Consider the following 17,825-nt stretch of genomic DNA (forward strand, 5'->3'; position numbering starts at 1 on the left):
CATATCGCCGGTGCCGAACCCTTGTGGTGGCACGGTCTGGCGCCAGGCATGGCGTTGGGCCTGACGCCTGTGCGCGCCTTTGTCAGTGACGCCGGCAGCGGACGTGACATCGGTCTGCCCGAAGCCCGCGAACTGTGGGGCCGCGAACCCCTGATCGTCGCCAATGCCACCCTGATGCGGTCGCGGCTGTTCGGCAACCGCCAGTCCCGGGAAGCCCGCCACTTCGACGTCCTTGAACTGTTCGCCTTTATCCGTCCCGCCCAGTTCTGCGCCCCCTCGGCGGCCGGCCTGGCCCTGACCTGCGGTTACGATGAACCTGAAACACCCCAGGCCCAGGCGCAGGTCCTGGCGTCCGTCGTGTCGGATCTGTGCGAAACCCTGAAGACCTCGCCGCTCGGATTCCGTCTCGCCGCGCAGTCGGGTGTCAAGCTGATGGCGAAACAGGGCTGGGTCTGGGCGCCGCTGGTTCAGGCCGTGCTGGATCGGACCGAATTGCCGGCCGACTATGTCCTGCCGCCGGCGCTCGATATCTGGCCGCTGCTCGAGGAATGGGAAGACCAGCCGCCGGAAGGTCAGGCGCGCGCCGTGGCCTTGTCCGAGGAAGAGGTCACCCAGCATCTCGGCCGCGACCTGCAACGCGCCGGGCTGGACGAACGCCGGCCCGAACAACTGGCCTTTGCCCTTAAGGCGCGCGAGATCTTCGCCCCGAAATGGATGAAGGACCAGCCCAATATGTGGCTGCTCGAGGCAGGGACCGGGGTCGGTAAGACACTGGGCTACCTGGCGCCGGCCCATGCCTGGGCCGAAAAGGCGCAAGGGCAGGTGTGGATATCGACCTATACCAAGGCGCTGCAGAAACAGATCCACCACGACACGCGCGCCCTGTTCGATAACCCGCACGAGCGCGCCGACAAGGTGGTGGTGCGCAAGGGGCGCGAAAACTATGTCTGCCTGCTGAACTTCCAGGAACGCCTGGCGGCCATGCACAGCGCGCCCGAACTGATCATGGCCGTTCTGGTGGCGCGGTGGGCACTGTACAGCCGCGACGGCGACATCATGAGCGGCGATTTCCCGACCTGGCTGCCGTCGCTATTGCCACCGGGCACACCGGCCCAGGTGTTCCAGACCCTGACGCCCGGGTCGCTGGTCGACCGGCGCGGTGAATGCACCTATGCCGCCTGTCCGCATTACCGTGTCTGTTTCATCGAGAAATCGGTGCGCAAGGCGCGCTCGGCGTCACTGGTCATCGCCAACCACGCCCTGGTCATGTCCCAGGCGACCTACGACCTGCGCGATCGGGCGCGCGCCGATATGCAGGCGCAGGCCGAAGGCGCCGACGTTCAGGAGGACGCCGACGGTCCGGCCCTGTCGCGCATCATTTTCGACGAAGGCCACCATGTTTTCGAAGCCGCCGACAGCGCCTTTGCGACGCGACTGTCGGGGCTGGAGGCCTACGAACTGCGGCGGTGGATCAGAGGCAACGAAGGCCGTTCGCGGCGTGGCCGGGGGCTGGAGGCGCGGCTGGGCGACCTGGTTGCCGGCTCGGACGACGCCAAGAATGCCATGAAGGAGCTGATCCGCGCGGCGCATGTCCTGCCGTCGGATGGGTTTTCGACCCGGCTGGGTGTGCGGACGCAGTCGGGCGGCGGGCTCGATCCGGTCGGCCCGATCGAGGCGCTGCTGGTCGAAGTTTATCAGCAGATCGATATCCGCCAGGGCGAGGCGCGGTTGCGTTCGCGCTTTTCGCCGGACAATGAGCAGGGCGGCGAGTGCGAAGCCCATCCGTGTATCGATGGCGTTGCGGCGGCGGCCAAGTTGGCGGCGCGGGCCCTGGCCGGGATCGAGGCGCCTTTGCTGGCCCTGGTCCGGGCACTGGAGGACCGGCTGAACAGCGGCGCCGAGCTGGAACCAGCCGACCGGATTCGCATCGAAGGCGCCTTGCGCGGGCTGGAACGGCGGGCGCGATTATTGCTGCCGGCGTGGCGGTCGCTGCTACAGAAATTGGCCGTGACCGAAGGCGAGGCCGTGGTCGACGAAGTCTCCGCCCAGACCATCGACTGGTTTTCGACCGAGGTGATCCGCGGCCGCATCGTCGATGTCTGCCTGAACCGCCACTATGTCGACCCCAGCCTGCCGCTCGCCGAATTTGTCCTGAAGCCGGCTCACGGCATATTGGTGGCGTCGGCGACCCTTAGTGACGGCACACGCATCGGCGAGGCGCCGAGCGAGGACGAGGAAAGCGACCGTTTCGCCTTGGCGCGGCAAAGGACGGGCGCCAATCACCTGGTCATGGGAGCGCGGACCGCGCGCATCGCCTCGCCGTTCGACTATGCCCATCAGGCGCGACTGTTCGTAGTGACGGATGTCAGCCGCGACGATCCGCGCGCCACGGGTGCCGCCATGGAGGCTTTGTTCAAGGCGGCCAAGGGCGGCAGCCTCGGGCTGTTTACTGCCATCCGCCGGCTGAAGGCGGTCTATGAGCAGATCAACCGACCCCTGGGCGAGGCCGGCCTGTCGCTCTATGCCCAGCATGTTGATCCGCTCGATGTGTCGGACCTGATCAGCGTGTTCCGCAGCGAGCACCATTCGTGCCTGTTGGGTACGGATGCCGTGCGTGACGGCATCGACGTGCCGGGCCAGGCCTTGCGGTTGATCGCCTTTGACCGGATTCCCTGGCCGCGGCCGGATACCCTGCATCGGGCACGACGCCAGCATTTCGGCAACAAGCTGTATGACGATGCTCTGACGCGCGCCAAGCTGGCCCAGGCCTTCGGGCGGCTGATCCGCAAGGCCGACGACCGGGGTGTGTTTGTCATGTTGGACTCGGCGGCGCCGACGCGGTTGTTCAGCGGCCTGCCCGAGGGCGTGGTGCTGCAACGCTGCACCCTGGCCGAAGCGCTGGAATCGATCGCAAAATTTCTGCACGGGTAGGTTTCGAAGGGCGCAAGAAATGAAGCTGACTTTTTTCTGGGAGTCGTTGCACGGCAGACTGGAGCCGTATTGCCGATCCGACACCGTAAACGACGCTGGCTTCGATATTCTCAGCGATTTCCTGTCCGACTATGAGGGCGTTAGACTCGTCCATACGATACCCTGGACGGCGGAATGGCTTGAACGACTTGAAGCGATCATGACGGGCCAAGTCGCTGTTGCCACGTGGTATAAGGGAGAAGGCTGGGCGGTAATAGGCGCCGAGGTATCGACCCTATTCTTTTTTGAGGAAGACAATTCTATGACTGTAGCTACCGTCATCTTGCGGCGGGTATTAACAGCCTGGCTCGAATTTATGCAGTCGACGCCAGATGCAAACGCAACAATGGAAATAGAGCTTTAACAGAATCGCATCGGCTTTTTATAGTCGCTGCTTCCCATCGCGCGCGCCGTCTGGCATGAGTAAAGGTTAACGAGGGAGCACACCGTGGCCTTAGACGACATCACCGTGACACCGAAGCCCCGCCGCCATCGCATCGGCCTGTTCGGGCCGTTCATCGTTGTGCTGGTCCTGATCGCCGGATGGAGCGCCTACTGGTTCTATGTCGCCCACGAAGTTGAAAAGCGCATCGCAGGGCATCAGTCGGTGCTGATCGAGCAGGGTTACCAGGTCTCCTACGATCCCTTCAAGGTCAAGGGCTATCCCTACCGAATGTTCGTCGAGCTGAAGAACCTGACCGTGGTGGCGCCGTCGGGCAAGGGCTTCACCACCCCCGACCTGCAGGCCGAGGCCAATGCCTATGCGCTCGACAAATGGGTCATGGTGACGCCCCAGGGCCTGACCCTGTTCCGCGGTCGAGTCGACGGCTATGATCTCGGCAAGGTCGTGGTATCGGGCAAGAGCCTGCGCGCCAGCGCGTCGGGACTGACCAAGCCCGTCTATAACCTGGCGGTCGAAGGCACCAACCTGACCCTGGTCCCGTCCGACACCGAACATCCCTTTGCCTTTACCTCCGCCGACAAGTTCGACGCTTATCTGCGTCCGACGGCCAATGTTGCCGACTCGGCAGATTTCCTGATGCGGGTCAGCGGCGCCCACGGCCAACCCAGGAGCTTTGTCGGCGACGTCTCGCCGGAAAAGCCGCTCAGCCTCAGCGTCGAAGGCGTTTTGAGCAAGTTTTCCGCCTTTAACGGCGAAGGCGGCGTCAAGGCGTGGGGTGCAGCGGGCGGCCTGGCCAATGGCGTCAAGGCGCAGATGACGGCCGGCGAGCTGAACCTGCTGTTCCACGGCGACGGCCTGACCTCGGACGATACCGGGCGTTTGAAAGGCCAGTTGATGTTCGAGATGTCCGGTACATTCAAGCCGCTGGACGTGCTGGGAGCGCTGCGCCTGATATCGCCGGAGAACATGACCCTGGCGAAGCCCTTGCTCAACATGACGCTGGCCACCCAGGGGACGCAGAAGTTCACCCTCGATTTTCACGATGGCGCAGCCTATATGGGCCCGCTAAAAGTTTCAGATGCGCCTATATTGCCCTAGTCGTTTCCATTGTCCGCAATTTCCTGCAATTCCGGCGAATCTTTTCCTGAATCGGGATTTTATACTGTCGCTCGACTTGTTCACGCCGGCGTGAAGGCATAGGGTAAGCGTTTTCAGCGCCTACTGAAAAGAGCCGTGTTTTGACCACCCTGACCGACCTTCGAAGCCAGATCGACGCCCTGGACAGTGAATTGCTGCGTCTTGTCGATGCCCGCGCGGCACTGGGCAAGGCGATCGGCGAGGCCAAGTCGCGCGAAGACGCCGCCGCAAGCCAGGCGTCACTGCTGCGCCCGGACCGTGAGGCCATGCTGATCCGCAAGCTGCTGGCCATGCCGCGCCAGGCGGCGTCGGACCAGGTGGTGGTGCGCATCTGGCGCGAACTGATCTCGGAAAACCTGCGCATCCAGGGTGAAGGTCGTATCGCAAAAGGGGGGGGCGGCCTGCACCTCAATCTGGTAGCGCGCGAGCATAATCAGGAAATCCTCGTCTGGGCGCGCGAGCGCTTCGGCTTCGCCCCCAGCTTCGGCTATGTCGATGACGCGGCGGCGGCGATCGCGGCGTCGCGTGACGTGCGCCATATCTCGGTGCTCAGCCTGGATCCGCGCGGTGGTGCGTGGTGGGCGCGGCTGCTGGCGGAAAAATCGGTACGGATTATTGCGGCCTTGCCTGAAATGTCTCGGGCAAGGCCGCATGCTGTTGCCCTGGCGGCCATCGCGCCGGAGCCTACCGGTGACGACATCACGTTCTGGGTCAGCGATTCCGCCGAGCGCGAAAACCGCATCATCGACGACCTGAGCCGGCGCGGCTTTGCGGCCGAATTCCTGTGCACGGCGCAGGGTTTGAAGCTGTTCTCGCTCGCGGGCTTTGTCCAGGAAACCGACGACCGGCTGCGCGGCGCCCTGGGCAGCCTGTCGGGCGTCATCGGCTCGGCGCCGCGGATTTAAGAATTTGGAACCGCGAATAAACGCCAATGAACGCTAATAGGGGGCAATTCATCCGCGATCGAAATCCGACACGTCGTTGAACCGCCATATATATTCGCGTTCATTGGCGTTCATTCGCGGTTTCCCTTCTCCAACACTGGCTTGTTCTTGCGGCGAGAGTTGGCTAAAGCCATCGCATGACCGAACAAAGCCCAATCTCCGCCGCATCACCGTCGCCGAAAGCCGGAATCCTCGATATCGCCCCCTATGTCGGCGGCAAGTCGAAGATCGACGGCGTCGCTGAGCCGATCAAGCTGTCGTCCAACGAAAACGCCCTGGGGTGCAGCGCCAAGGCCGCCGCGGCGTTTGCGGAGGCGCAGGCCAAGCTGTTCCGCTATCCCGATGGCCATGCCGGCCCGCTGCGCACGGCGGTTGCCGCCTATCACGGGCTGGAACCCGAGCGCCTGGTTTTCGGTAACGGTTCGGACGAGGTCTTCGCCCTGCTGAACCAGGTCTATCTCGAGGCCGGCGACAATATCGTCACGGGTGAACACGGCTTCCTGGCCTATCGCATCTCGGCCCTGGCCTGCCAGGCCCAGGTTCGCCTGGCGCCGGAGCCCGACATGCGCGTCGAGATCGACGGTATAGTCGACCTGGTCGATGCGCGGACCAAGATCGTCTATATCTCCAACCCGGCCAATCCGACGGGGACATGGAATACGCCGGAGGAAATCAACGATCTGCGTGCCCGCCTGGCGCCCGACGTGCTGCTGGTGATCGACGAGGCCTATGCCGAATTCGTCGACGAACCGACTTGGGAATCGGCGCTGGAAATGGCGCGCGGCCGCGACAATATGGTGGTGACACGGACCTTTTCGAAGATCCACGGCCTGGCGGGCCTGCGCGTCGGCTTCGGCTACTGTCCTGTACCGGTGATCGAAGCCATCGACCGCATCCGCCTGCCGTTCAATGTCAACCTGCCGGCGCAATATGCCGCTGTCGCCGCCCTGTCCGACCAGGCCCATATCGACGCCTCCAAGGCGCAGATCGTGTCGTGGCATCCGCGTATGGTCCAGGCGATCCGCAGCCTGGGCTTCGAGGTCGGCCGGTCGATCGGCAATTTCGTGCTGATCCGTTTCAAGGATCGTGACGAAGCCGTTCGGGCCAACGAATATCTGATGAGCCAGGGCCTGATCGTGCGTCATGTCGCCAATTACGGCCTGCCGGCCGCTCTGCGCGTCACCATCGGCAAGGACGAGGAAAACGCAGCGTTTCTGGAAGCTCTGGGCCGGTTTGCGGCGCTGCGGTAAAGGGTCGCGTCGAATGATTTTTCGCGATATGTTAGACGTGTAACGAGACATTCGAAGACTCATGCCTGACCAGACCACGACATCATCCGCTGCGACCCGCGTTGCCTTCGGCCAGGGCTTCCTGAAGGACTGCTGGTGGTTTGCCGCCCTCTCAGGCGACCTGAAGCCCGGCAAGCTGCAACGCTATGTCTTCCTGGGCGAGCCCGTTCTGCTGGGGCGCGATCTCGACGGCAAGGTCTATGGCATCCGCGACATCTGCCCGCATCGTGCAGCGCCCCTGTCGGCCGGCCAGATGTTGCGCGAAGGCTCGGGCTGCGTCGTGCAATGTCCCTATCACGGCTGGACTTTTGATACGTCAGGGACCTGCACCAAGGTGCCGTCCCTGACTGCCGACCAGCCGATGGAGGTCGACAAGATCCGCGTGCGTAACTACGACGTCCGCGAACAGCAGGGCATTGTATGGATCTATATCACCGCCGACCTGCGCCGCCCGGCCGAGCCCGATCACGCGCCGCCGATACTGCCCGGCGTCGTCGGCGGCAAACCGATTATCGTCGAAACCATGGATTTCGACAGCCATATCGATCATGCCGTGGTCGGCCTGATGGACCCGGCGCATGGCCCCTATGTCCACCAACAATGGTGGTGGCGGTCGGCCAAGTCGCAACTATCGAAGATCAAGGATTTCGAGCCGCGCGATTTAGGGTTCGCCATGGTCCGCCATGCACCTTCGAAGAACAGCCGCGCCTACAAGATCCTGGGCGGGGCGCCGGCGACCGAAATCACCTTCCGCCTGCCCGGCATACGCTACGAGCATATCGAGATCGGGACGCAGCAGGTGCTGGGCCTGACCTGCCTGACGCCGATCGACGAGACGACGACGCGCATCACCCAGATATTCTGGAGCGACCACGGCCTGTTCCGCCTTATCGCGCCGCTGTTCCGATTGGGCGCCAAGGCCTTCCTGAAACAGGACGGCGACATGGTCAATCTGCAGAATATGGGGCTGAAATACGATCCCAGCCTGTTGTGGATCGACGACGCCGATACACAGGCCAAGTGGTATCAGCAGCTCAAGAAGGAATGGCTGGCGTCACGCGCCGAGGGCCGCGCCTTCGGCAATCCGGTGAAGGCCAAGACCCTGAAATGGGTCAGCTGACCTCGCCGCCACGCGGCGCAGGTGAAGAACGGCCAGATGTTGTCCACCTTGATATGACACCATGAGAATAGGTATTCACGCGCCGTGAATTCGTATTCTCCGTGCGGCAGGCCGCGAACATGCTAGCCCTCATGTAAAATATAACGCCAGGGGGCAAGCATGAAACCATCCGTCGACTATATCGACTCTCTGACGCCGTTGCGCGGCCTGGCCGCCCTGTGGGTCATGCTGTTCCACATCGATGTCAGCCTGTTTTACCGCGACATGGGCGCCCTGGTATCGCGCGACGCCACCGGTATCGTGTCGCATGGCTATTTGTGGGTCGATTTCTTCTTCATCCTCAGCGGTTTCATTATGGCCCACGTCTTCGGCGCCGCCCTGAGCGGGCCGGGAAAGGCGGCGCAGACGCTGGACTATCTGTGGGCGCGGCTGGCGCGGATCTATCCCCTGCACCTGGTTTGTCTCGGCCTGGTCGTGGTGATCGCACTGGTCTACCCGCTGTTCGTACCTAACGTTAAGGACGGATCGTGGGAGACCTTTATGGCGTGGAAGGCCATTCCGTCGAACCTGCTGCTGACCCACGCGATGAACCAGCACGTCTATCTTTCCTGGGACATCGTCTCATGGTCGATTGGAGCCGAATGGTGGACCTATGTCCTGACGGTGCCGGCGATCGTCCTACTGCATAAGGCGCCGGCGTGGCTGGGCGGTCTGGCGGGGTGCGTAGCCTTTGCCGGCCTGGTAGCGCTGGTCTTCGCCCTGCCGGACCACAACCTCGATATCACTTTCAACTATGGCTTTGTGCGCTGCCTGTGCGAGTTCATCATCGGACTGGCCGTGTACCGCATCTATCGGGCCGGCGGAATGACCTGGGCCGGCGGGGATCTGATCCTGGTCATTTTGTTCGCCGCCGTCGTCGTGGTCTTTCATTTCAAGGTTCAGGACCTGGTCATCGTGCCCGTATTTGCGGTGATGGTCATGGCGGCGGCGCGCAATCGCGGCCTGTTCCGCAAGGTCTTGCAGACCGCACCCTTGCAGTATCTCGGACGCATATCCTATTCGCTGTACCTGGTGCATGGTGTGGTGTTCAGCGCGTGCTGGTTCCTGCTGCCGTGGATCAAGACCCTGTACGACATTGGAGAACTGAGCCCGGGCTGGAAGCTTGGCTATGCGGCCGGCTTTGCCGGGCTGACGATCGCGGGCGCCTCGCTGACCTATGCCCTGGTCGAAAAACCGGCGCGCCTGTGGCTGCTGGGCCTGCGCAAGGGTGCTGCCGCCGGCACGCATGTCTGATCTAAAGTTGCGGTGAAAACCAATTATGCTTTGGCGTGGATGGAGCGATTTTGTACGCCCGACCGACGATAACGCACCATAGGTAATAGGACCACAGGACGATTACGGAAAAGCCGGTCAGGTCACGCCAGTCCCCGGACATCGAGGTCATCTTGCCGACTGACCATAGGATTTCCCAGACGACCGATACCAGGACTAAGGCCAGAAGCAGCCACAAAAGCAGGTTGGTGTTGCGCAGGCGAAAGTCGTTCAGCGCAATGTCCGGTGCATATTTGCCGACGCTGAACAGCCAAAGAAGCAGGGCTGGCGGGACAAAGGCGCTGCTGATGAAAAAAGCAAGTAGGCTGTCATCATAGCGCAGTAAGCCGGATGCTGCGCTGGCAATGTCCGATACCACGCCTTCGGTGATGAACCATGCGGAACCCAGCAAAAAACCGAGCAACGGCAGGGTGATGAGAATGGCGCGAGGCGGTGTGCGCAGGCCGGACCGCAGGATCAAGGCCAGTATCCCGATAAACAAACTGACACCGGCCAGGTCGAGCGTAGCGAAATGGCTAAACCTGCGTGGCAGGTGGTCCGGGTCGCCTTCAAGATTTTCCGCGGCCACGCTGAGCAGACCATCGCTGCCCTGCATAAAATGCCAGTTCAACACAGCAAAAACGCTGATTCCCAGAACGGCCAGTGCTGTCAAAATCCACCTTAGCAAGCGGCTCACGGCTTAGGCGCCGAAGCGGCGAGCGTCCTTCAGGGCGTTTTCCGCCATGGCGCGCAGGCCCGGATGCTCAGGCTTCATCGCCGACAGATCGGAAAATACCTGATGCGCCTTCTTGTACAGCGGGCCGGCCTGGTCGAAGGCACCCTGCATTTCGCGTGCCTGGGCCAGCCGCGCCACGGTAATGGCGTGGGCCGAGCGGGCGGCGATATCGTCGGGGCGCAGATAGGCGGTCATTTCGTGCAGCCGGGTGAGTTCTTCGAGGGCGTCGCCGGCGGCCTGGACATTGCCGGCCTTCATCTGCAGGTCAGCGTATGGCGTCAGCAGTTCGGAGCGCACGGACGGGTCGCTGATCACCGCCAGGGCGCGGCCGATAACCGGCGGCAGTTTGGCAGTGTCGCCCGACATCTGGTAGCGGCGCGTCAGATAGAGGTGGATATTGGCGTCGCTGGGGTCGAGTTCCGAAACCTTTTCATAGGCGGCCAGAGCCTTGCTGTCGTCGCGGCCCATATGCAGGGCGCCACAGACGCGCCACAACTCGGCGGCCTCTGCAGTCCGCCCCTCGGTGGCCAGGACGTCGGACTGGGCCTGCAGCGCCGCCGAAGCCGCGCCCAGGTCGCCCGAAGCGATCAGCTTGAAGATCTGCGCGCTTTGCGGCGCAGGATCGTAATAGAGGTGCGAGATGCGGACGCTCAGTTCGTCGGCCGCAATGGCGCGGGTCGAATCCGGCCACACCGACAGGGCGGTCTGGACAGCCTGGCGAACCTCGGCCTCACCGTTGACGGACGGCTCGACTGAAGGGGTTTCCACAGTCTGAGCCATGACCGCTTCGACAGGAATCGCTTCAACGGGAATGGCTTCAACCGGAGCACTGTCGGACGGGGAGTCGATAAAGCGCATGGCCGAATTGATGACGGCGCTGATATCGCTTTGCGGCGCCGCGCGGGGGACAGTCATCGGCTCAGCCAACAGGGCGGCTTCCAGCGGATCGTGAACTGTGACGGTGGGCTCAGCTGCGGCTGCCTGAACCGGGGCAGCCTCAAGTGCTGCGACTGCGATATCCGGACGGATCGGAATGATCTGGGCGCTTTCGGGGCGCGCAATATTTAGGCCATGGGTTTCGGACAGGGCGGCGTCAGCATCAAATGTCGGCGCGGCGGCGGCTTCCGATATGGGCTCTTGGGCGTGGTCGCGGCTCAGAAAGGAATCCGAAGCGTTGTCATGGAAGATGGCGGGTTCCAGGGATGGCATTTCGACCGTCTCAACGGCCTCATCACGCGTCGCGCTGAGACGGCTGGCGTCGAACGCCAGGCTTCCGCGTTTTTCCGGTGCGCGTTGTGCAGCCATCGTCATGGTGTCGTCTGCCGACATGATGGGCGTTTCGACAGCGGCGGCCGGCACAACGGTCAGCGGAATGGCTTCCATGGTGGGGCGCGGCTTGGCGGGCTTCGCCTTCGGCTGTTGCGGGCGGCTCGGGATCAGGCCCCGAATAGTGCCGATAAAGCCGATAAGAAACAGGAAAACACCGCAGGCAAATACGCCTGCCCAGGTTCTTTCGGCACGGGCCTGATTGACCCAGTCGATCGGATGCGGGTCGAGAAAGGGCGCGTCGCCCTGAACCAGCGCCACGGCGCAGACAATCAGCGCCACGACAATCAGGGCGATAAACGGTGTCACTCTCAGTTTCGCCGGAGGGGCAAAATCCTCCAGGGTCGAATTTGTGCTGCTCATTCCGGCCCCCGGCCATGCTACCTTAACAAACCTTAACCCCAGCTTTGGCGTTATGGCAATCTTAACTTATCAATCCTGTATCAGATTGATGAACAAAGGTCACGTCCGCGACTGTTGTGCAACTTTCCGGCCAAGCCTTGCATCCCGCTCTACGCCTCTGTAATAGTCGAACATATGAAGAACACGATTCGGATTCTGGGTCTCGATCCCGGCCTGCGCAGGTTGGGCTGGGGGTTGATCGATGTCGAAGGAGCGCGCCTGTCATGGGTGGCGCATGGCGTCATCGAGCCCGCTCATGATCAGGATCTCGCTGTCAGATTGCTCAATCTTTTCGATGGCTTGACGGAAGTGATCGCCCAGTGGCAGCCCGACGAGGCGGCGATCGAGGAGACCTTCGTCAATATGAATCCGTCGTCGACCCTGAAGCTGGGCCACGCCCGGGCCGCGGCCATGCTGGCGCCGGCCAAGGCGGGATTGCCGGTGGCGGAATATGCGGCGCTCGATATCAAGAAGTCGGTGGTCGGCGCCGGACGGGCAGACAAGGAGCAGATCCTGTTCATGGTCAAACGCCTGCTGCCCATGGCGCAAAAGTCCGAAGACGGAATGAAGGCCGATGCGGCCGATGCCCTGGCCTGCGCCATCACCCATGCCCATAAGCGCAAAATGGCTACCTTAAAACGCGCCATACAGCAGCCCTCAAGGAGCATAGCGTTAGGGCAAACGAAAAAAGGTGCTGCATGATTGGACGTCTGCGTGGACCGCTGTTGGAAATCGGCGACGAGGAAGCCCTGATCGAAGCCGGTGGCGTTGGCTATGTCGTGAAATGCGGCGTGCGCACCCTGGCCGCCATGCCCAAGCCGGATACGGAAGTGATCCTGCATATCGATAGCCAGACGCGCGAAGACGGGACGCGGCTGTACGGCTTCCTCAACAAGGATGAGCGCCAGGCCTTTCAGGCGCTGCTGGGTGTCCAGGGCGTCGGCCCCAAGGCAGCGCTGAGCGTGCTCGACGTGCTGACGCCGGTGCAATTGGCCCAGGCCGTGGCGCAGGACGACAAGGCGTCGGTCGGCCGGGCCAATGGCGTCGGGCCCAAACTGGCCCTGCGCATTACGGTCGAACTGAAGGGCAAGGTCCTGACAACGGCGGTCTTCGAACCGATGGCCGCCCGCACCGCCGAGCCGCTAAAGGCGACGGTCAATGGCGAGAGCGTCGCGGCCCTGATCGGGCTGGGGATCAGCGAGATGCAGGCGCGGCTGGCGGTCGAGTCGGCCTTGCGCGATTTGGGTCCCGATCTGAACAATGGCGCGGCCTTGCCGCTCGTCATCCGTACCGCTTTGAAACATCTGGGTAAGTAGGCATGGCGCGTATCGTTTCCGGCGAATCCGACGGTGATTTCGATGAGCGGGTGCAGGACCGTGCGCTGCGGCCGCAGACCTTTGACGATTTTGTCGGCCAGGCGCCACTAAAGGCCAATCTGAAGGTCTTCGTCGCCGCCGCGGCCGGCCGGGCCGAGGCTTTGGATCACGTGCTGTTCTACGGCCCGCCGGGTCTGGGCAAGACCACCCTGGCGCAGATTGTGGCGCGCGAACTGGGCGTCGGGTTTCGCGCCACCTCGGGACCCGTCCTGGCCAAGGCCGGCGATCTGGCGGCGATCCTGTCGAATCTCGAGCCCAATGACGTGCTGTTTATCGACGAAATTCACCGGCTGAATCCGGCGGTCGAAGAAATCCTCTACCCGGCCATGGAAGACTATGTGCTGGACCTGATCATCGGCGACGGGCCGGCGGCGCGCACGGTGCGCATCGACCTGGCGCCCTTTACCCTGGTCGGTGCCACGACGCGGGCCGGCCTGCTATCGACGCCACTGCGCGATCGTTTCGGCATTCCCCTGCGTCTGGAATTCTACTCGCCCGAGGAACTTGTGCGCGTCGTCATGGGCACGTCGCGCAAGATGGGCGCCAACCTGTCGGAGGACGGCGCGTTCGAGATCGCTTCGCGATCACGCGGTACGCCGCGCGTGGCGGGGCGGCTGCTGCGCCGGGTGCGCGATTTTGCGGCGGCTGACGGCGTGGCCTTGATCGACAAGAAGGTCGCCTCAAAGGCCCTGGCGCGGCTGGAGGTCGATGCTGTCGGGCTTGACCATTCCGACCGGCGCTATCTGAAGGCGCTGATCGAAAACTATGGCGGCGGACCGGTGGGCTTGGAAACTCTGTCAGCGGCGATTGCCGAGGCGCGTGACGCTGTCGAGGACATGATCGAGCCCTATCTGCTGCAACAAGGCTTTATCCAACGCACCCAGCGCGGCCGGATGGCCTGTGCGCGCGCCTATCTGCATCTCGGTCTTACGCCGCCGGCGCAGCCGACGACCACGCCGGACATGTTCGAGGGTTAGGCCTTTTTCGAGAGCCAGTAATCGGCGCCGAACAGGCCCGAGCCATGGGCGATCAGGCCGAAGCTGAGCAGGAAGATGTAATAGTTTTCCGCCACGCCGGGATAGACGAAGGTCGCGATGACCAGGGTCATGCAGAAGAATCCTACGGCGGCAAGGCGGGTGAACAGGCCCAGCACCAGCAGGACCGGCAGGCTCAGTTCGGCGGCGGCCGACAACAGGGCGGCGATGTCGGGCGACAGGACGGGCACGTGGTATTCGTCCTGGAACAGGGCGATGGTCGTCGTCCAGCTGCGGATCTTAGTCAGGCCGGAAAAGAAGAAAAACTGCGCCAGATAGAGCCGGATGGCAAGCAGGGACAGGCCCTTCAGCCAGGTGATGGCGCCGAGGCGGGTTTCCAGTTGGCCATAGGCATGCGCCAGGCGGGCTAAGGGGGACGGGGCGGTCATGGTGTCGGTGGTCATGGCAGTTCCTCAGATGTTATCGGTTATGAGCAGGCCGTGCTGCACCAGTCCGGCGAGCAGGGACTGCAGCAGGGTCATGTCGTCGGCGGACGGATCGAGCCGATCCAGGGCGGTCACCAAAGAAGCTTCGCCGGCGACCAGGGTGATGAACTGCGACTCCAGCGGAGCCAGGCAAAGCTGAATGATAGCGTCGTGCGGATCGCGGGCGACAAGGATGTCGCAGGCAATAGGGCGGATGCGCGGCAACGGTTCGCCGAGCAAGGCGGCGGTATGGGCAGCCCGAATATCGTAGCCGAGTTGCAGGACCGTGGCGGAAGGATGCAAGCCGGTGCGTGCAGCCGGATCGAGCAGGGCCTCGAAACCGGAACCTATTGCGTCTTCGGCATGATGGGCGCGATGCAGGGCCTGTTCGTAACGTGCCAGATCCGGCAACCAGGTCAGGTCGCCGAGATGCGGATGCGAGGCGAGGCCTTCGCCAAAATCCCTGCCATAGGTCGTGACATCGCTCCGGGTCAGGGGATGGGCGCGAATATAGTCGCGGGCAAAGGCCTTGAAGGCCTCGTCGCCCAGCACTTTATGCGTTGCGGGGTAGATTTCGGCGAGGGCATCGATCAGGCCGAATAACCAGGTGTCGTGGTGGATGCGTAGCGCAGGATGTTGCGGCGGGGTTTCCGCTGTGATGGCCTGCAAAAAATCACGCTGAAAAGCGGCGAGGGTGCGGGTATCAAACATGAACCAGACTCCTGCCCAATGCCGCGTGACGGTAACGGTCGGCGGCGGCGGCCTCATCCAACAGGACGTCGACGGAAGGAATATCGCTGTCCCATTCGATCAGGGTCGGGCGGTGGCCGATGGTTTCCAGCGCCTGGGCATAGAGCGACCAGACCGGCGCCGGCACGCGCGCACCGTGGGTGTCGATCAGCAGGTCGCCCACCTTCGTGTGGCCGGCCAGATGATATTGCTGCACCTGGCGCGGCACCGTGAACCCGGCCAGATAGGCGCCAGGATCGCGGCCCAGATTATGGGCACTGACATAGATGTTGTTGATGTCCAGCAGGATGCCGCAGCCGGTGCGTTGCGCCAGTAAAGTCAGGAATTCGGGTTCGTCGAAATCGAGCCCGTCGAAAGCCAGATAGCTCGACGGGTTCTCGATCAGGATCGGCCGGCCGATGGCGCTCTGGAATTCGTCGATATGCCGGGTGAAAATGTCGAGGGCTTCGACGGTGAAGGGCAGGGGCAGAAGATCGGGGACAGCTGTATGGCTATAGGCCGACCAACTGAGGTGCTCTGACACGAGGCAAGGATCGAAACGCTCGATCAGGGCTTTGAGCTTGCGCAAATGGTCGCGGTCAAGACCGTCGGCCCGGCCCAGCGACAGGCCGACGCCGTGAAACGACAACGGGTAATCGGCGCGCAGGCCTTCGAGGATCTTCAGCTTTACGCCGCCGCCGAAGTAGTTCTCGCTATGAACTTCGAGAAAGCCCACATCCGGTTTCTGCGCAGCGATATCCGCAATGTGCGGGGCGCGCAGGCCGATACCGGTGGTGACGGGGGGGGCGGACATGGGGATTTTGCTTTGCGGGATGAGCAGTTGGAATTGCCCCCTCCGGCGAGACAAGCTCGCGACGCCACGGGGCGCCCACCTCCCCCGTAACGCCCTTTGGGCTACAGGGGAGGACTGAGTAAGGGAAATCCTCAGTAAAGCTTACGAAACGACCTTGCCGCCGGCCAGTTTGGAGCAGGTGCCGGAAGGCACATAGACCCATTCGTTCGGGTCGCGATCGGAGGCGGCCTGGCCGGCGCAGGTATGGGCCTTGGTGGCGCAGTCGTTCATATGCGCCTTGGCGACGCCGGCGCACTTTTCGAAGCCGTCCTTGGCTTCGGCGGCGTTGGAGATCAGGGCGGCGCCGCCGACGAGGGCGGCCAGGGCGGCAGTGACTTGCAGGGCGCGAACGGTGGTGTTGGACATGGGCGGGTTCCTCAGATGAAGTGACGAAAACGGGAGCAGCGTGTGCATCCTGACTGAGCATTACGCCGCCAGGTCAAGCGGGGTTACAGCCGTGTCGTGAAATTTTATCTGGCCTAATGGCGGTGCGGCGGCTTAGATGCGGGCTGGCCGGATTCGTCGCCCCAATGTTGTCAGGCCAAGTCGTCGGGCCAGGATGTAACCTTATTCGTTATGAACACGTATAATTCCGATGAGTGGCAGACGTGGATGCGTGCGGCGCAAGGCGGTGACGCACCAGCCTATCGCAAGCTTCTGGGCGCCCTGCGTCCCTGGCTGCTATCGTATTTTCGCCGCCGTCTGAAGGGCGGCGATGTTGAAGACCTGGTACAGATGACCTTGTTGAGTTTACATGAAAAGCGCCACACCTACGATGCCACAGCCCCCTTTATGCCGTGGATTGCCGCGGTCGCGCGTCACAAGCTGATCGACTATGTCCGCAAGCACGGCCGCCACGTCCATGTCGAACTGGACGAGGCCATGGGGATCGAGGACGGATTGAAGCACGACCTGGCGGCGCGTGACGTCAAGGTGTTGCTGGACCAGTTGCCGAAGGACCAGGCACACATCATCACCCTGCACAAGCTGCAGGAACTGAGCGTTGAGGAAACCTCTGCCGCGACGGGCAAGAGCACGTCCTCCGTCAAGGTCATCGTCCATCGCGGCCTGAAGAAGCTTCAGGCGCTGGTTGGGATAAAGGGGGTGGCCGATGAGTGATCCTCTCCTCGATCAACTGGCGAACGGCCTGAGACCTGTCAAACCCCTGCGCAGCGGTCCGCTATGGATCGGCGCTGGCCTGGCGCTTGCCTTTGCCATTATCTATATCCTGAAACTCTTCGGCCTGCGTTCTGAACTGGTCGGGCTGTTGCATGGCCTGTGGCCGGCCCATGGCATAGCGGTGATCAAGCCGCTGATCTTCCTGGTCACCGGTATTTGCGCGCTATGGGCGGTCAGCGGCCTGGCGCGCCCCGAGGGCCGGCTGAAACTGGTTCACATGGCGCCTGTCATTGTCCTGCTGGGCATTGTGGTCATCAGCTTTGTGATCGACATGCTGGGCACCGGGCGCGAAGACATAGCCGACGACCTGAACGGCGGCGTTATGGTCTGTTTCTCGACCATATTATGCGGCGGCATGGCCGGTCTGGTGATCATGTGGCGGCTGTGGCTTCGCCGCAGTGCGACCTCGCATCCGGTGCTGCTGGGCGCCATGGCCGGCCTGGCGTCAGCGTCGCTGATGGCCTGTGCCTACGCGCTTCACTGCACCATGGACGCGCCGGTCTATATCCTGCTGGTCTACAGCCTGGCTGTGGCGGTGTTTACGGGCTTTGCCGCGCTGCTGGGCGGGAAATTGCTGCGCTGGTAGGTTTG

General features: G+C 62.7%; 18 protein-coding genes. 12 read left to right on the plus strand and 6 right to left on the minus strand.

The features are described 5' to 3' along the window. The first annotated feature begins 48 nt into the window (after positions 1-48). From AC1DXO_RS01450 to AC1DXO_RS01480, 7 genes are all read left to right on the plus strand, one after another. Entirely contained in the window at positions 49-2,931 is a 2,883-nt protein-coding gene (locus tag AC1DXO_RS01450) for an ATP-dependent DNA helicase (protein WP_476976728.1), read from the plus strand. Between the two features lie 19 nt (positions 2,932-2,950). Continuing rightward, positions 2,951-3,334, plus strand: coding sequence for a hypothetical protein (locus AC1DXO_RS01455; RefSeq protein WP_476976301.1), 384 nt, complete (start codon positions 2,951-2,953; stop codon positions 3,332-3,334). An 84-nt stretch (positions 3,335-3,418) separates the two neighbouring features. Further along, positions 3,419-4,471: a DUF2125 domain-containing protein gene (locus AC1DXO_RS01460; protein WP_476976302.1), complete on the plus strand. Its 1,053-nt coding sequence runs from the start codon at positions 3,419-3,421 to the stop codon at positions 4,469-4,471. Between the two features lie 140 nt (positions 4,472-4,611). Then, positions 4,612-5,415 (plus strand): chorismate mutase, encoded by an 804-nt coding sequence (locus tag AC1DXO_RS01465; protein ID WP_476976303.1) that lies wholly within the window; start codon positions 4,612-4,614, stop codon positions 5,413-5,415. Positions 5,416-5,591: 176 nt separating this feature from the next. Further along, a complete protein-coding gene (gene hisC / locus AC1DXO_RS01470; RefSeq protein ID WP_476976304.1) occupies positions 5,592-6,704 on the plus strand; it encodes a histidinol-phosphate transaminase in 1,113 nt (370 codons plus the stop codon). Between the two features lie 61 nt (positions 6,705-6,765). After that, positions 6,766-7,863 carry a Rieske 2Fe-2S domain-containing protein gene (locus AC1DXO_RS01475; RefSeq protein ID WP_476976305.1) on the plus strand — a complete coding sequence of 366 codons (1,098 nt, stop codon included), beginning with the start codon at positions 6,766-6,768 and terminating at the stop codon, positions 7,861-7,863. A gap of 159 nt (positions 7,864-8,022) precedes the next feature. Beyond that, on the plus strand, positions 8,023-9,156 hold the full coding sequence (locus AC1DXO_RS01480; RefSeq protein ID WP_476976306.1) for an acyltransferase family protein: 1,134 nt from the start codon (positions 8,023-8,025) through the stop codon (positions 9,154-9,156). Position 9,157: 1 nt separating this feature from the next. On the opposite strand, the gene AC1DXO_RS01485 is transcribed toward AC1DXO_RS01480, so the two are convergent. Together AC1DXO_RS01485 and AC1DXO_RS01490 are read right to left on the minus strand one after the other, a co-directional pair. Continuing rightward, complete coding sequence (locus AC1DXO_RS01485) at positions 9,158-9,847, minus strand: hypothetical protein (protein ID WP_476976307.1); 690 nt, start codon at positions 9,845-9,847, stop codon at positions 9,158-9,160. A 27-nt stretch (positions 9,848-9,874) separates the two neighbouring features. Further along, positions 9,875-11,599 carry a tetratricopeptide repeat protein gene (locus AC1DXO_RS01490; protein WP_476976308.1) on the minus strand — a complete coding sequence of 575 codons (1,725 nt, stop codon included), beginning with the start codon at positions 11,597-11,599 and terminating at the stop codon, positions 9,875-9,877. A gap of 174 nt (positions 11,600-11,773) precedes the next feature. On the opposite strand from AC1DXO_RS01490, the gene ruvC reads away from it, so the two are divergent. Genes ruvC through ruvB form a run of 3 tightly spaced genes read left to right on the plus strand, consistent with a single transcriptional unit; the run spans position 11,774 to position 13,991 of the window. After that, entirely contained in the window at positions 11,774-12,340 is a 567-nt protein-coding gene (gene ruvC / locus AC1DXO_RS01495; RefSeq protein WP_476976309.1) for a crossover junction endodeoxyribonuclease RuvC, read from the plus strand. Beyond that, positions 12,337-12,954 (plus strand): Holliday junction branch migration protein RuvA, encoded by a 618-nt coding sequence (gene ruvA / locus AC1DXO_RS01500; protein WP_476976310.1) that lies wholly within the window; start codon positions 12,337-12,339, stop codon positions 12,952-12,954. Before ruvC ends, ruvA begins: the two co-directional genes overlap by 4 nt. A gap of 2 nt (positions 12,955-12,956) precedes the next feature. Further along, positions 12,957-13,991 (plus strand): Holliday junction branch migration DNA helicase RuvB, encoded by a 1,035-nt coding sequence (ruvB, locus tag AC1DXO_RS01505; RefSeq protein ID WP_476976311.1) that lies wholly within the window; start codon positions 12,957-12,959, stop codon positions 13,989-13,991. Here ruvB and AC1DXO_RS01510 read toward each other — a convergent pair. The 4 genes from AC1DXO_RS01510 to AC1DXO_RS01525 form a co-directional block, all read right to left on the minus strand. Continuing rightward, positions 13,988-14,452, minus strand: coding sequence for a DoxX family protein (locus tag AC1DXO_RS01510; RefSeq protein WP_476976312.1), 465 nt, complete (start codon positions 14,450-14,452; stop codon positions 13,988-13,990). The two genes, ruvB and AC1DXO_RS01510, sit on opposite strands and share 4 nt — an antisense overlap. Before the next feature lie 9 nt (positions 14,453-14,461). After that, the gene (locus AC1DXO_RS01515; RefSeq protein ID WP_476976313.1) at positions 14,462-15,184 is read right to left on the minus strand and encodes an HvfC/BufC family peptide modification chaperone; all 723 of its coding nucleotides are present in this window, start codon (positions 15,182-15,184) and stop codon (positions 14,462-14,464) included. Next, positions 15,177-16,016 (minus strand): MNIO family bufferin maturase, encoded by an 840-nt coding sequence (gene bufB, locus AC1DXO_RS01520; protein WP_476976314.1) that lies wholly within the window; start codon positions 16,014-16,016, stop codon positions 15,177-15,179. The genes AC1DXO_RS01515 and bufB overlap by 8 nt, the downstream gene beginning before the upstream one ends. Positions 16,017-16,157: 141 nt before the next feature. Further along, the gene (locus tag AC1DXO_RS01525) at positions 16,158-16,421 is read right to left on the minus strand and encodes a BufA1 family periplasmic bufferin-type metallophore (protein ID WP_476976315.1); all 264 of its coding nucleotides are present in this window, start codon (positions 16,419-16,421) and stop codon (positions 16,158-16,160) included. 210 nt (positions 16,422-16,631) lie between these two features. Between AC1DXO_RS01525 and AC1DXO_RS01530 the strand changes: the two genes are divergently transcribed. Together AC1DXO_RS01530 and AC1DXO_RS01535 are read left to right on the plus strand one after the other, a co-directional pair. Continuing rightward, the gene (locus tag AC1DXO_RS01530) at positions 16,632-17,174 is read left to right on the plus strand and encodes a sigma-70 family RNA polymerase sigma factor (protein WP_476976316.1); all 543 of its coding nucleotides are present in this window, start codon (positions 16,632-16,634) and stop codon (positions 17,172-17,174) included. Then, positions 17,167-17,820, plus strand: a complete 654-nt coding sequence (locus AC1DXO_RS01535; RefSeq protein ID WP_476976317.1) for an NrsF family protein — start codon at positions 17,167-17,169, stop codon at positions 17,818-17,820. The genes AC1DXO_RS01530 and AC1DXO_RS01535 overlap by 8 nt, the downstream gene beginning before the upstream one ends. Positions 17,821-17,825: the final 5 nt, after the last annotated feature.

The sequence above is a fragment of the Asticcacaulis sp. P2_C5 genome (assembly GCF_056404555.1).